The organism is Brachybacterium kimchii (genome assembly GCF_023373525.1).
In the GTDB taxonomy this organism is placed as follows: domain Bacteria; phylum Actinomycetota; class Actinomycetes; order Actinomycetales; family Dermabacteraceae; genus Brachybacterium; species Brachybacterium kimchii.
Genome location: NZ_CP097218.1, coordinates 2592337 through 2607164 on the forward strand (window position 1 = coordinate 2592337; position 14828 = coordinate 2607164).

Genomic DNA, 14828 nt, shown 5'->3' on the forward strand with positions numbered 1-14828 from the left:
ATGGGCCGCGCGCGGCGGACGGCTCCCGCTCATTTGATCCCCGTCGTCGCGAATCCGCGGATCAGGAATCGCTGGCCGAGGAGGAAGACGATGAACAGGGGGACGAGCGAGAGGACGGACATCGCGAACATGGCGCCCCAGTCGGAGGTGCCCTGGGAGTCGAGGAAGGCGCGCAGGGCGAGGGGGACGGTGAAGTTGTCCGGCGTCGTCAGGTAGATGAGGGAGCCGAAGAAGTCGTTCCACATCCACATGAACGTGAAGATCACGGTGGTCGCGATCGCGGGCGTCATGAGCGGCAGGATCACGCGGAAGAAGATGCGGAAATGTCCGCAGCCGTCGATGCGGGCGGCCTCGTCGAGCTCACGGGGGATGCCCCGGATGAACTGGACCATGAGGAACACGAAGAACGCATCGGTCGCGAGGAACTTCGGGAGGATGAGCGGGAGCATCGTGTTCACCCACCCCGTCTGGGAGAACATGATGTATTGCGGGACGATGACCACGTGGATGGGGAGCATCAGCGTCATCAGCATGACCGCGAACGCGATGTTCCGGCCCCAGAACTTGAGGCGGGCGAAGGCGTAGGCGGTGAGGGAGCAGGCGATGACGTTCCCGATCACGCAGCCCAGGACCAGCAGGGTCGAGTTGATGAGGTAGTGGGAGAACGGCTGGGACAGGGCGTTCCATCCGTTGACGTAGTTCTCGGTGTTGAAGCTGATCGGGAGCAGACCGGGATTGCGGAAGATCTCGGTGTTGGGGCGCAGGGAGCTGACGATCATCCACAGCAGCGGATAGATCATGACCAGCGAGGCGATGATCAATATCGCGTGGCGAACGATCGGTCCTACGCGCCGGGTGCGGCGGGGACGTGCCCCTGGCTGGTCGCCTGTGCGGTGGCCGCGGCCGGCCGACGCGGCGGCAGTGCCGGCGCCGGCGCCGGCGCCTGCGGGACGGGAGGGGCCGCTGGTGGTGAGTTGATCAGTCATCGTAGAACACCCAGAACTTGGAGACGAAGAAGTTGATGACGGTGAAGATCGCGACGATGACCAGGAGCAGCCAGGCCATCGCGGAGGCGTAGCCCATGTCGAACTGGGTGAAGCCCTTCTGGTAGAGGTACAGCGTGTAGAAGAGGGTGGAGTCGGAGGGACCGCCGGTGCCCCCGGAGACGACGAACGCCTGGGTGAAGGACTGGAAGGCGTTGATCACCTGCAGGACCAGGTTGAAGAAGATGATCGGGGTCAGCAGGGGCAGGGTGATCGCGGTGAAGCGCCGCCACCGGCCGGCGCCGTCGACCTCGGCGGCCTCGTAATACATCTGAGGGATCTGGCGCAGGCCCGCGAGGAAGATGATCATCGGGGAGCCGAACGTCCACACGTGCAGCAGGATGATCGTGCCCAGCGCGGTGGAGGGGTCGGAGATCCAGCCGGGCAGGTTCGTGAAGCCGAGCATGCCCCCGATCTGGTTGACCAGCCCGCCGGTGCCGAACATCTGGCGCCACAGGATCGCGATCGCGACCGACCCGCCCAGCAGGGAGGGCAGGTAGAAGATCGAGCGGTAGAACGAGAGCCCCTTGATGCCCTCGTTGAGCAGGACCGCGAGCGCCAGGGCGAGGGCGAGCTGGAGGGGCACGCCCACGACCACGTAGATCAGGGTGACCTTGAGCGAGGTCATCAGCCGGGCGTCGTGGAACATGTCCACGAAGTTCTGCAGGCCGATCCACTTCGGGGCGGCCAGCAGGCTGTAGTCCGTGAACGAGAGGTACAGCGAGGCGATCATCGGGATCAGGGTGATCCCGAGCAGGCCCAGCAGCCACGGCGCCATGAACACCAGGGCCGGTTTGTTGTCCGGATGCTTCTCACGCACCCCGCCCCGTCCACGGCCCTTCGCCATGGACGTGAGCTCACCGATAGCACTCATCACTCATCCTTCCTCGAGAGGTCCTCACCGTCCGGTCCGGGACCGGTTCAGACGGTGATCGCCGACGTGAGCTGATCCAGCAGGTCCTTCCCGGCGGTCTTAGTGTCGGTGCGGCCGAACAGGAGGTCCTCCCCGCACCGCGTGAGGATGTCCTCGAACTGGCCGCCGCCCTGCGGCGTGATGACGGGGGCGTCGCCCAGCTCGTCCGCGATCGACTCGATGAAGTCGACGGCCTTGATGTCGGCGTCGGTGAGGTCGTCCGCGATGGCCTCGCGGACCGTCAGGTTGGCGGGCACGCCGCGCTCGGCGAGCAGCAGCTTGCCCGCGTCCTCGCTGTTGACGAGCCAGTCGACGAAGGCGACGGCCTGCTCCTCGGCGGTCGTCTTCGCGGAGACCGCGAAGTACATCGAGGCCTTGTACCAGAGCTGCGCGTCGGCGGCCTTGCCGGTCATCGACGGCATGCGCAGCACGTGCACCTTCCCGCCCGCGGCGGTGTCGTAGGCGACGACCTGATTGGACCAGGCGACCTGGAGGGCGCACTTGCCGGTGGCGAACAGGGACTGGTCCACGGACTGGCCTGCCTCCTCCACCGACACGGACGCGTCGGGCGCGGCCTTCGTCTCCTGCAGGGACTTCGCGTACGCGAAGAACTTCTCGGCATCCTCGGCGGCGAAGCCGGCGCCGTCGGCCGCGTACTGGTCCTTGCCTAGCTGGCGCATGTACACCTGGAAGGTCGCCTGGACCAGGCCGATCTGCTGGAGCCCGTAGACGCCGTCGTCGGTGGCCTTCGTGATGTCTGCGGCGAGGGATGCGAGGTCGTCCCAGGTCCAGGTGGTGTCGTCGGGCAGGTCGATGCCCGCGTCCTCGAACACGGCGGCGTTCGCGAGCAGCACCGGTGCGTTGATGCCGGCGTTGATGGCGAGAAGCCCCTTGTCCGGCACCTCGCCCGCCACGACGGAGCTGTCCTCGAAGTCGCCCGTCTCAAGACCGGCCTTCTCGAGGTCGAGCAGCGCGCCGCGGTTGCCGTACTCGCTGAGGTACTTCTCGTCCATCTGGACGACGTCCGGCATGTCGCCGCCGGCGACCTGCGTGGCGAGCTTGTCCCAGTAGCCCGACCAGTCGGCCGGCTCGGCGGAGATGCTCAGATCGGGCTCCGCCTTGCCATAGGCGTCGATGGCGCCACGGGTGGCCTTGTCGCGCACGGCGTTCCCCCACCACATGAACCGGAGGGAGGAGGAGCCGTCGCCGCCCGAGGTCTCCGAGCTCGAGCGGTTGGGGCCGCAGGCGGCCAGGGTCAGCGCCGTGGGGACGGCGAGGGTGAGGGCGAGGGCTTCGCGTCGGGTGTGCACGTGATCTCCTTCGATCAGGGCTTCTGCGCGGTGGGTGGGTGACATGGGTGGATGTCCGGTGAGCGGGTCGTTCGCGTTCGACGCCGCTGAGTGGGAACGGTGCCGGAGCCGGCGGGCGGAGTCTTCGTGGTGCGTTCCGCGGAATGTGCGGGGCCGGTTCCGACGGCTGCGCGGGGGTTCTGCGGAGGATCAGCACGGTCCGCGGCGACCGTGCGATCGGCAGATTCTAAGCAGAGGGGACCGTCCGAATGCAAACGTTCTCATCCGCCGGGAAGACGCGGTCACCCTGACCTGGGAGAGCGCTGTCCAGCCGGTCATGGCGCAAGGCCGACATACCGCCCGTCATCCGACCCGCACCAGGGGCCACCACGATCATTCGGCTCATCCGAGCTGCCCCTCGGCTTCGGTGACGGCGGTGCTGCTCGCGTCGGACGGCTTCGCCCGCCCGAAGAGGACGTCCTCCATGTGCCTGCCGAGGGCGTCGTTCACGGCGCTGCCGCCCGGAGGGGTGATCACCGGCGCATCCCCCAGTTCGTCGGCGATGGCCTCGATGAAGTCGACCGCCTTCAGGTCGGAGTCGGTGAGGTCGCCCTCGATGGCCCTGCGCACCGTGAGGTTCGCGGGGACGCCCCGCTCCGCGAGGAGGATCTTCCCTGCGTCGGTCGAGTTCACGAGCCAATCGACGAATGCCATGGCCGCCCCCTGCTGCGCGGACCTGGCCGCGACCGCGAAGTACATCGAGGCCTTGTACCAGAGCTTCACATCGGCGGACTTCCCCGTCATCGACGGCATGCGCAGCACCTTCACCGTGCCGCCGAGCGCCGTGTCGTTGCTGACCACCTGGTTCGACCACGCGAGCTGGAGACCGCACTTGCCGGTGGCGAACAGCGTCTGATCGACGGACTTCCCCGTCTCCTCGACGGCGACCGAGGCCCCGGGCGCCGCCCCGGTGTTCTGGAGCTCGAGGGCGAACTCCATCCACTGCTGCAGCTGTGCGGCCGTGAAGCCGAGGCCCTCGTCAGCGAACTTCTCCGCTCCGAGCTGGCGGAGGTAGACGCTGAGTGCGGGATCGCCGGCGGCGCCGAGCTGCTGCACGCCGAAGGTGCCGTCGGGAGTCGCCTTCGTGATCGCGGCGGACATGTCGACGAGCTCGTCCCAGGTCCATGAGCCGTCGTCGGGGAGGTCCACGCCGGCCGCGTCGAAGACATCGGGATTGGCCAGCAGCACCGGGGCGTTCACGCCCGCGTTCAGCGCAAAGAGCCCGTCGTCGACCATGCCGGCGTCCAGTGCCGACGGATCGAACTCGGAGGTGTCCACGTCGGTGTCCTTGAGGTTCAGGAGGATGCCCCGACTGGAGTACTCGCTGAGGTAGGACTCGTCCATCTGGATGAGGTCGGGCACGTCCCCGCCGGCCACCTGGGTGGCGAGCTTGTCCCAGTAGCCCGACCAGTCGGTGGGCTCATCGGAGATGCTCACCTCGGGATGCGCGGAGTGATACGTCGAGATGGTCTTGCGCGTGGCCTTGTCGCGCACGGCGTTGCCCCACCAGGCGAAACGCAGCGTGCCGGAGTCTGAGGCGCCGGATCCACCGGACGAACCGCCAGGAGCGTTCGGACCGCAGGCGGCGAGGCCTCCCAGGCTCGCCAGAGCCAAGGGCGCTGCGAGGACGGTGCGACGTGAGGGCATGGCGATCTCCTTCGATCTTCGCCGCCAGGTGCGGCGCAGCTGACGATCCACGTGAGCCCGGCGATCTTCGGGACAGCTGCGCGACGGGAGGCCGCGGCGTCGTGAAGCCATCCGCGCCGCATGCGCGGGAAGCGCTCTCCCGCGTCCTGGAGTACCCCGCTCACTGAATCGAGGACGAGCGTATGCGCAACTCTGAAACGTGTAAAGCCCTCGATGCCGAATCGTGACCGCACCCCGTACGGCCACGCAGACCGCCTCCACGCGATGCACCAGGGAGCCGTCAGAGCACTTCCGGGCGCTCGACGGGGGCCGGCGCCAGAGCCGCCACGCGTCCAGCCTCGAGAGCCCGCTCGCCGGACCAGGCTCGCCGGCGGCACACAAGCCACCGACAACACACGGGATCGGGCTATGGACGCGGAAAAGGGTTGTGGCTCGTCACCGCGCTCCACCCGAACCCGATCAATCGAGTCCGAGGAGCAGCTGGCAACGAGCCACAACCCTCTCCACAAAAAATGTCCGGCGGCGTCCTACTCTCCCACACCCTCCCGAGTGCAGTACCATCGGCGCAGAAGGGCTTAGCTACCGGGTTCGGAATGGAACCGGGCGTTTCCCCAACGCTATGACCGCCGTAACACCACGAGACAACACCAACCCACCACACCCCCACACAAAGAAGGGGCCCGGGGGTTGTTTCCCGAGAACCACACAGTAGACGCGAGCACAGCACACAATTCTCAAAATTTGTGTTGATAAGTCATCGGCCATTAGTACCAGTCAGCTCCACACATTACTGTGCTTCCACATCTGGCCTATCAACCCAGTCATCTCCTGGGGGCCTCCCACACCACAAGGGTGCACGGATATCTCATCTTGAAGCAGGCTTCCCGCTTAGATGCTTTCAGCGGTTATCCCTTCCCGACGTAGCCAACCAGCCATGCCCTTGGCAGAACAACTGGCACACCAGAGGTCAGTCCATCCCGGTCCTCTCGTACTAGGGACAGGTCTTCTCAAATATCCAACGCGCGCAGCGGATAGGGACCGAACTGTCTCACGACGTTCTAAACCCAGCTCGCGTACCGCTTTAATAGGCGAACAGCCTAACCCTTGGGACCAACTCCAGCCCCAGGATGCGACGAGCCGACATCGAGGTGCCAAACCATGCCGTCGATATGAGCTCTTGGGCAAGATCAGCCTGTTATCCCCGGGGTACCTTTTATCCGTTGAGCGACACCCATTCCACAATGAGGTGCCGGATCACTAGTTCCTGCTTTCGCACCTGCCCGACATGTCTGTCTCGCAGTCAAGCTCCCTTGTGCACTTACACTCAACACCTGATTGCCAACCAGGATGAGGGAACCTTTGAGCGCCTCCGTTACTCTTTAGGAGGCAACCGCCCCAGTTAAACTACCCATCAGGCACTGTCCCTGATCCGGATCACGGACCGAGGTTAGGAATCCAGAACGACCAGAGTGGTATTTCAACAACGACTCCACACGAACTAGCGTCCATGCTTCCCAGTCTCCCACCTATCCTACACAAGCCGTCCCGAACACCAATACCAAACTATAGTAAAGGTCCCGGGGTCTTTCCGTCCTGCTGCGCGTAACGAGCATCTTTACTCGTAATGCAATTTCGCCGAGTTCGCGGTTGAGACAGTGGAGAAGTCGTTACGCCATTCGTGCAGGTCGGAACTTACCCGACAAGGAATTTCGCTACCTTAGGATGGTTATAGTTACCACCGCCGTTTACTGGGGCTTAAATTCTCAGCTTCGCACCACAAGGGCGCTAACCAGTCCTCTTAACCTTCCAGCACCGGGCAGGCGTCAGTCCGTATACAGCGTCTTACGACTTCGCACGGACCTGTGTTTTTAGTAAACAGTCGCTTCTCCCTGGTCTCTGCGGCCCTCACAGCTCTCACTGCTCAGGCCCCCCTTCTCCCGAAGTTACGGGGGCATTTTGCCGAGTTCCTTAACCACGATTCTCTCGAACGCCTCGGTATTCTCTACCTGATCACCTGAGTCGGTTTCGGGTACGGGCGACCGTATTCGTCACGCCGGAACTTTTCTCGGCAGTACAGGATCACTCACCTACGCCCATACGGGATCCCCATCACGTCTCACCCCATACGGCACCGCATTACCGGTGCGCGGGCTGCACGCTTAGACGGACTATTCCATTAAGTCCGCGGAAGCTACCTCACTGCGTCATCCCATGCGCTGACCTACTACATGCTTGGTTCCCAGCCTCACCCCCACCCACATCCCGAAGGACATGGAGGAGACTCGGGTGGTTAGCATCACACGCCTCGGTATGGGTCCTCCTACGATCGGTTCGGGAATATCAACCCGATGTCCATCGACTACGCCTGTCGGCCTCGCCTTAGGTCCCGACTAACCCAGGGCGGATTAACCTGGCCCTGGAACCCTTGATCAATCGGCGGACGGGTTTCTCACCCGTCTTTCGCTACTCATGCCTGCATTCTCACTCGTGCAGTCTCCACCACTGGGTTACCCCGCAGCTTCACTGCCTGCACGACGCTCCCCTACCCACCCCGGACCAAATCCGGAGTGACACAGCTTCGGCGGTGTACTTGAGCCCCGCTACATTGTCGGCGCAGAATCACTTGACCAGTGAGCTATTACGCACTCTTTCAAGGGTGGCTGCTTCTAAGCCAACCTCCTGGTTGTCTCAGCAACTCCACATCCTTTTCCACTTAGCACACGCTTAGGGGCCTTAGCTGATGTTCTGGGCTGTTTCCCTCTCGACGATGAAGCTTATCCCCCACCGTCTCACTGCTGCGCTCTCACGTACCGGCATTCGGAGTTTGGTTAAGGTCAGTAACCCGGTGGGGCCCATCGCCTATCCAGTGCTCTACCTCCGGCACGAAACACGCAACGCTGCACCTAAATGCATTTCGGGGAGAACCAGCTATCACGAAGTTTGATTGGCCTTTCACCCCTATCCACAGGTCATCCCCTCCATTTTCAACTGAAGTGGGTTCGCGCCTCCACGCGGTCTTACCCGCGCTTCACACTGCCCATGGATAGATCACTTCGCTTCGGGTCTAGAGCCGGCGACTGAACGCCCCGTTCAGACTCGCTTTCGCTACGGCTACCCCACACGGGTTAACCTCGCCACCGACCACTAACTCGCAGGCTCATTCTTCAAAAGGCACGCCGTCACCCCGTAAGGCTCCGACGGATTGTAAGCACACGGTTTCAGGTACTATTTCACTCCCCTCCCGGGGTACTTTTCACCTTTCCCTCACGGTACTTGTCCGCTATCGGTCACGAGGTAGTATTCAGGCTTACCAGGTGGTCCTGGCAGATTCACACCGGATTTCACGGGCCCGGTGCTACTCGGGAACAGCGTCACGCCACACACCACTTTCGTCTACGGGAGTCACACCCTCTACGCCACCGCACTCACCACGGCTTCGACTAGCAGCATGCCAAACGTCGACCCTCCGGCAGAAGAATCAGACACGTCCCAACAACCCCGAACCTGCAACCCCTGCCGGGTATCGCACAGATCCGGTTTAGCCACCTCCGCTTTCGCTCGCCACTACTCACGGAATCACTATTGTTTTCTCTTCCTGTGGGTACTGAGATGTTTCACTTCCCCACGTTCCCTCCACACCACCTATACATTCAGTGGCGGGTACCAGAGCATGACCCCTGGTGGGTTTCCCCATTCGGACATCCCCGGATCACAGGTCGGTTGTCACCTCCCCGAGGCTTATCGCAGACTCCTACGTCCTTCATCGGCTCCTCGTGCCCAGGCATTCACCGTGCGCCCTTGAAGACTTAGGCAACACAAAAAAATATCACAAAGACACTAAAAATTGCTTACAAGATGCTCGCGTCCACTATGCAGTTCTCAAAAAACAACCCCACACCACCACAACCCACCACACGGCAGATCATGACGGGGAGGACCAGCCACACACCCCAACCCCCGAAAGGGGGCAGGGCTGCGTGCAGCCTCAAAACCCAATAGCGTGCCTCCACCTCGAACCCACCAGCCAGACCATCCGTTCCATCCCCCCAAGGAGGAGTACTACGACAATCCCGCGGCCAGCGAGCGAAGCGCCCATCCGTTGATGTTCCACCCATGAGCAACCACCCCCACCACGAACGGGCAGGCAGATGGCCACCAATACTGGTGATGCTCCTTAGAAAGGAGGTGATCCAGCCGCACCTTCCGGTACGGCTACCTTGTTACGACTTAGTCCCAATCACCGATCCCACCTTCGACGGCTCCCCCCACAAGGGATGGGCCACCGGCTTCGGGTGTTACCGACTTTCGTGACTTGACGGGCGGTGTGTACAAGGCCCGGGAACGTATTCACCGCAGCGTTGCTGATCTGCGATTACTAGCGACTCCGACTTCATGGGGTCGAGTTGCAGACCCCAATCCGAACTGAGACCGGCTTTTTGGGATTCGCTCCACCTCACAGTATCGCAACCCATTGTACCGGCCATTGTAGCATGCGTGAAGCCCAAGACATAAGGGGCATGATGATTTGACGTCGTCCCCACCTTCCTCCGAGTTGACCCCGGCAGTCTCCCATGAGTCCCCACCATCACGTGCTGGCAACATGGAACGAGGGTTGCGCTCGTTGCGGGACTTAACCCAACATCTCACGACACGAGCTGACGACAACCATGCACCACCTGTGCACCAGTCCAAAGAAGGCCACATCTCTGCAGCTGTCCGGTGCATGTCAAGCCTTGGTAAGGTTCTTCGCGTTGCATCGAATTAATCCGCATGCTCCGCCGCTTGTGCGGGCCCCCGTCAATTCCTTTGAGTTTTAGCCTTGCGGCCGTACTCCCCAGGCGGGGCACTTAATGCGTTAGCTACGGCGCGGAAAACGTGGAATGTCCCCCACACCTAGTGCCCAACGTTTACGGCATGGACTACCAGGGTATCTAATCCTGTTCGCTCCCCATGCTTTCGCTTCTCAGTGTCAGTAATGGCCCAGAGACCTGCCTTCGCCATCGGTGTTCTTCCTGATATCTGCGCATTTCACCGCTACACCAGGAGTTCCAGTCTCCCCTACCACACTCTAGCCTGCCCGTACCCACCGCACGCCCGAGGTTGAGCCTCGGGTTTTCACGGCAGACGCGACAAGCCACCTACAAGCTCTTTACGCCCAATAATTCCGGACAACGCTTGCGCCCTACGTATTACCGCGGCTGCTGGCACGTAGTTAGCCGGCGCTTCTTCTGCAGGTACCGTCACTCTCGCTTCTTCCCTGCTGAAAGAGGTTTACAACCCGAAGGCCGTCATCCCTCACGCGGCGTCGCTGCATCAGGCTTTCGCCCATTGTGCAATATTCCCCACTGCTGCCTCCCGTAGGAGTCTGGGCCGTGTCTCAGTCCCAGTGTGGCCGGTCGCCCTCTCAGGCCGGCTACCCGTCAACGCCTTGGTGAGCCACTACCTCACCAACAAGCTGATAGGCCGCGAGTCCATCCCCCACCGAAAAACTTTCCAACACCCACCATGCAGTAGGTGCTCATATCCGGTATTAGCCCCGATTTCCCGAGGTTATCCCGAAGTGGAGGGCAGGTTACTCACGTGTTACTCACCCGTTCGCCACTAATCCAGCCGTGCAAGCACGGCCATCATCGTTCGACTTGCATGTGTTAAGCACGCCGCCAGCGTTCGTCCTGAGCCAGGATCAAACTCTCCATCAAAAAATGAAAAACTATAATCCCGACAAAACAAACGACTAGCACATTCATATAAATCTGCTACATCATCCGTCATGCCAAAACAAAAAATTTGGCATCAACAAACAGACACGCTATTGAGATCTCAAACAACACGCGCACTCAGCGATCCGCACCCTTCCGGGCCTTCTCTCCGAGGCAACCCCTAAAGCTTAGGAGCAACCGGTTCTCCATGTCAACTCGGCACCCTGTGATCTGGGCTACCGCCGAAACTGACTATTAGATTAACCGGAGCGCCCGATCCATCCGAGAAACCAGAAACAACATTTCCGATCCCCCGAACCTGTCGGCCGGGCACGAGGTAATAACTTACGCACCCCGAGCCCCCACGTCAACTCCACAGCCCCTGGTCAGAGCGTGTTCTGCACCACGTGACGTGGGGCGCTCGGCCCCGTCCGGGCCTGAGGGCCCGCACGGTGCCCTCGGGTCCTGGGCACGTGTGCCTACCGGACACCGCCTCCGTGCCCGGTGCCGGCGTCGTGTCCCTGCGTGGCGCCTTCCCTGCGCCAGCGGCGCATGACGCCGAACTTGGTGACCGTCGCGATCACCATCGACCCGCCCAGGATCACCGTCTGCACGGCGGTGGGGGCCTGCGGCCACGTGCTGTCGAGCAGCAGGAGTGCGCCGGCGCTGAGCGCCCAGGTGAGCACGAGCAGGGCCAGGCCCTGGAGCTGATGCCACAGGGCCCCTTCGCGCTCACGGATCCCGAAGGTCCAGGAGCGGTTGGCGCTCGTGTTCACGATGGTCGCGACCAGCAGCGCGAGGACGTTCGCCGCCTGGGCCCCCATGCCGAGCAGTCCGTGCAGGGCGGCGAAGCCCGCGAGATGCAGCAGCGTGCTCGCGACTCCTACCGCGGCGAAGCGCATCACCTGGCCGCCGGTCTGCCCCGAGGGCATGGTCCTTCCCAGCCGGCGGCGGATCCCATCGACCCCGAGCTCCCCCGAGCGCAGCGAGCGTCGGACGCGCAGCACGCCCCGGATGTCGTCGAGGGCCGTCCCCACCACATCCACCCGGGAGTCGGGGTCGTCGTACCAGTCGACGGGCACCTCGTGGATGCGCAGCCCGCTGCGCTCGGCGAGCACCAGGAGCTCCGTGTCGAAGAACCAGGCGGGGTCCTCGACGAGGGGCAGGATCTCCCGGGCGACGTCGGCGCGGATCGCCTTGAACCCGCATTGCGCATCGGTGAAGCCGGCGCCGAGCGCGACCGACAGCCCGGCGTTGTAGCAGCGGGAGATGAACTCGCGCTTGGTCCCCCGCACCACTCGTGACGAGCGGTGCAGGCGGGTGCCGATGGCGAGGTCCGAGTGCCCCGACATGAGTGGCGCGACGAGGGGCCAGAGGGCGTCGAGGTCCGTCGAGAGGTCGACGTCCATATAGGCGAGGACGAGCGCGCCCGACGCGGACCAGGTGGACTTGAGCGCGCGCCCGCGTCCCTTCCGGTCCAGGTGGACGGCGCGCACCCGATCGGGCATGCGCTCCTCGAGGTCGGCGGCGATCTCCCGCGTGCCGTCCGTGCTGCCGTTGTCGGCGACCGTGATCCGGAACGGGTACGGGAAGGTCGAGCGCAGGTGCCGGTCCAGGCGCTCCACGCACGCCTCGATCGTGTGGCGCTCGTTGAGGACCGGGACCACCACGTCCAGCACCGTCGTCCCGGGCTCCGCGCTCACCAGGGGACGGGCCTGGGGCTGGTCCTGGGGTGTCTGCGCCGAGGGGTCGTGGCCCCCGACGCGGGAGCCCGGGACGGTGTCCGCGTCGTCGGCCCCGGCGGAGAGGCCGCCCGCGCTTCGTGCGAGGTCCAGGGTCATGACGCCTCCTGGGTGCTCGTGGAGCTCGAGACGGGCTGGGTGAGGTCGTAGAACGTGGAGTCGCCGATGGTGACCTCCTTGTAGTTCTCGCTCGCCCACTCGACGATCTCGCTCGCGGAGTCCGAGCCGCCGTTCTGCTGGCCGAAGCCGCTGCTGGCGAGCAGGTAGTGGATCTGGCCGTCCTCGACGTACTGCTGGAACTGCTCGAGGGTGGGGCTCGGGTCGGATCCGTTGAACCCGCCGATGGCCATCACCGGCTCCTCGCTCGCCAGCTGCATGCCCGCGGCGCTCTGGCTGCCGACGGCCGCGGCGACCCAGGTGTACTGATCGGCGTCGGCGGTGAGGGCGTCGACGACGTCCTGGTCGGGCTCGGTGGCATCGAGCAGTCCGCTCATGCCGCCGCCCCCGCCTCCGCCGGGACCGCCGCCCATGGCTCCCTCGGCTCCGCCGGCCGACGGCATCTGGCCCTGCTGGGACTGCTGCCCCTGGCTCGACTGGCCCTGCTGGGACTGGGAGGACTGGCCGGGAGGAGTACCCATTCCGCCCTGGCCGGTCTGGTTCTGACCGTTCTGACTCTGTCCCGTCGTGCCCTGGCCGGTCTGGCCCTGGCCGGTCTGCCCGGTCTGGCCCTGGCCGCCGGGGAAGCCCTGGCCTCCGCCCTGGCCTCCCGGGCCTCCGCCCATGCCGCCGGGCCCGCCGCCCATGCCGCTGGAGACCGTCGGCCCCGCGGTGATGATCGAGCCAGTCTTGGCCGTGGTCACCGTGCTCACCGCGTAGGCGGCCTGACCGGCGCCCGCGCTCACGATCGCGCTAGCCAGCAGGGCAGCGAGCAGCGCCCTGCCCATGCGGTGGGCGAAGAGCACGCCGAGCGCGGCGAGGATGCCCGTGGCGAGCACGAGGATCGCGAGCCACTGCCCGTACTCCGTCTGGCGCTGGAGGAGCACGAAGCCCCAGACGCCGGTGGCGAGCGCGGCGAGCGCGAGCCCGATCCTGGCGAGCCAGGTGCTGCGGCGCTGCCACAGCTCCCCCGCTCCGGCGCCGACCATCACGGCGATCGCCGGCGACAGGGCCACCGTGTAGTACTGGTGGAAGATCCCGGCCATGAAGGAGAACGTCAGGAAGGTGGCGAGGAACCACCCGCCCCACACCATGTGGGAGGCGCGGCGCATATCGGTGCGCGGAGCTCGTCGGCCCATCCACAGCGCGAGCACCACGAGGATCAGCGCGGCGGGGATCAGCCAGGAGATCTGGCCGCCCAGGTCCGAGGAGAACAGCCGGGCGAGCCCGGTCTCCCCGGAGGAGGGTCCCCCGCCGCCCACCGATCCGGTCTCCTCGCCGTTGATCCGGCCCAGGCCGTTGTACCCGAAGGTCAGCTCGAGGAACGAGTCGTTCTGGGAGCCGCCGATGAAGGGCCGCCAGCTCTCGGGCACGAGCTCGACGATCGCGACCCACCAGCCCCCGGCGACGACGAGCGCGCCGACCGCGGCGAGCAGGCCCAGCACGCGTCGGCGCCAGGTGGTCGCCGCGAACAGCATGAAGGCGAGCCCGAAGAAGGGCACGACCAGGAACGCCTGCAGCGTCTTGGTGAGGAAGCCGAAGCCGATGAACACGCCCACCAGGGCCATCCAGCGGATCGAGCCCTTCTCGATCGCGCGCAGGGTGGCCCAGGCGCCCAGCGCCATCAGCATCACCAGCAGCGCGTCGGGATTGTTGAAGCGGAACATGAGCACCGCGACCGGGGTGATCGCCATCGCGGCGCCGGCGACCAGGCCCGCGCCCACGCCGAAGTACCGCTTCACCGTGCGGTCCACGAGGAGCACGGTGCCGATGCCCATGAGAACCTGCGGCAGCAGGATCGCGATCGTGTTCAGCCCGAACAGGCGCACGGAGAGCGCCATCAGCCAGAGCGAGGCCGGCGGCTTGTCCACGGTGATCGAGTTCGCCGCGTCGGAGGAGCCGTAGAAGAACGCCTTCCAGGACTGGGACCCCGCCTGCACGGCCGCGGAGTAGAACGAGTTCGCGTACCCGTTGGCGCTGAGGTTCCAGAAGTACAGGACGCCGGTCGCCACGAGCAGCCCCAGCAGGGCGAGGCTCGCTCGCGGGGACTCGTCGAGCACGCGCCTGCGCGCGGCCTCGAGCCGGTGCGGGGGCTTATCGGTCGCCGGGCCCGGGCTCGCCGCCCCGTCGGCGGCGGGCGTCGTCCGATCGTCTGGTGAGGACTCGGGGCTCGAACCGTCCCCGGTCCGCTTCTCATCGGTGGTGGTCATGGCGGGAAGACTTCCGGCCGGGCCTATGGATCTGCTGTGCCCCGGGCATGGTGCGCGTATGTGCCGGGC

Annotated in this window: 6 protein-coding genes and 3 rRNA genes; all 9 read right to left on the reverse strand. The window is 64.5% G+C overall.

What is annotated here, in order from left to right:
• Nucleotides 1-29 precede the first annotated feature (29 nt).
• The gene (locus M4486_RS11970) at nucleotides 30-986 is read right to left on the reverse strand and encodes a carbohydrate ABC transporter permease (RefSeq protein WP_249477415.1); all 957 of its coding nucleotides are present in this window, start codon (nucleotides 984-986) and stop codon (nucleotides 30-32) included.
• Complete coding sequence (locus tag M4486_RS11975; protein WP_249477416.1) at nucleotides 979-1917, reverse strand: carbohydrate ABC transporter permease; 939 nt, start codon at nucleotides 1915-1917, stop codon at nucleotides 979-981. Before M4486_RS11975 ends, M4486_RS11970 begins: the two co-directional genes overlap by 8 nt.
• Before the next feature lie 47 nt (nucleotides 1918-1964).
• Nucleotides 1965-3266 carry an ABC transporter substrate-binding protein gene (locus M4486_RS11980; RefSeq protein ID WP_249477418.1) on the reverse strand — a complete coding sequence of 434 codons (1302 nt, stop codon included), beginning with the start codon at nucleotides 3264-3266 and terminating at the stop codon, nucleotides 1965-1967.
• Nucleotides 3267-3647: 381 nt separating this feature from the next.
• Nucleotides 3648-4952 carry an extracellular solute-binding protein gene (locus tag M4486_RS11985; RefSeq protein ID WP_249477419.1) on the reverse strand — a complete coding sequence of 435 codons (1305 nt, stop codon included), beginning with the start codon at nucleotides 4950-4952 and terminating at the stop codon, nucleotides 3648-3650.
• Nucleotides 4953-5466: 514 nt separating this feature from the next.
• Nucleotides 5467-5583 (reverse strand): 5S ribosomal RNA (gene rrf, locus M4486_RS11990).
• 114 nt (nucleotides 5584-5697) lie between these two features.
• Nucleotides 5698-8765: ribosomal RNA gene (locus M4486_RS11995) — 23S ribosomal RNA — on the reverse strand.
• Between the two features lie 365 nt (nucleotides 8766-9130).
• A 16S ribosomal RNA gene (locus M4486_RS12000) occupies nucleotides 9131-10651 on the reverse strand.
• The 16S, 23S and 5S rRNA genes sit together here, the layout of an rRNA operon.
• 479 nt (nucleotides 10652-11130) lie before the next feature.
• Entirely contained in the window at nucleotides 11131-12492 is a 1362-nt protein-coding gene (locus M4486_RS12005; RefSeq protein ID WP_249477420.1) for a bifunctional glycosyltransferase family 2/GtrA family protein, read from the reverse strand.
• Nucleotides 12489-14759, reverse strand: coding sequence for a glycosyltransferase family 39 protein (locus tag M4486_RS12010; RefSeq protein ID WP_249477421.1), 2271 nt, complete (start codon nucleotides 14757-14759; stop codon nucleotides 12489-12491). Before M4486_RS12010 ends, M4486_RS12005 begins: the two co-directional genes overlap by 4 nt.
• Nucleotides 14760-14828 lie beyond the last annotated feature (69 nt).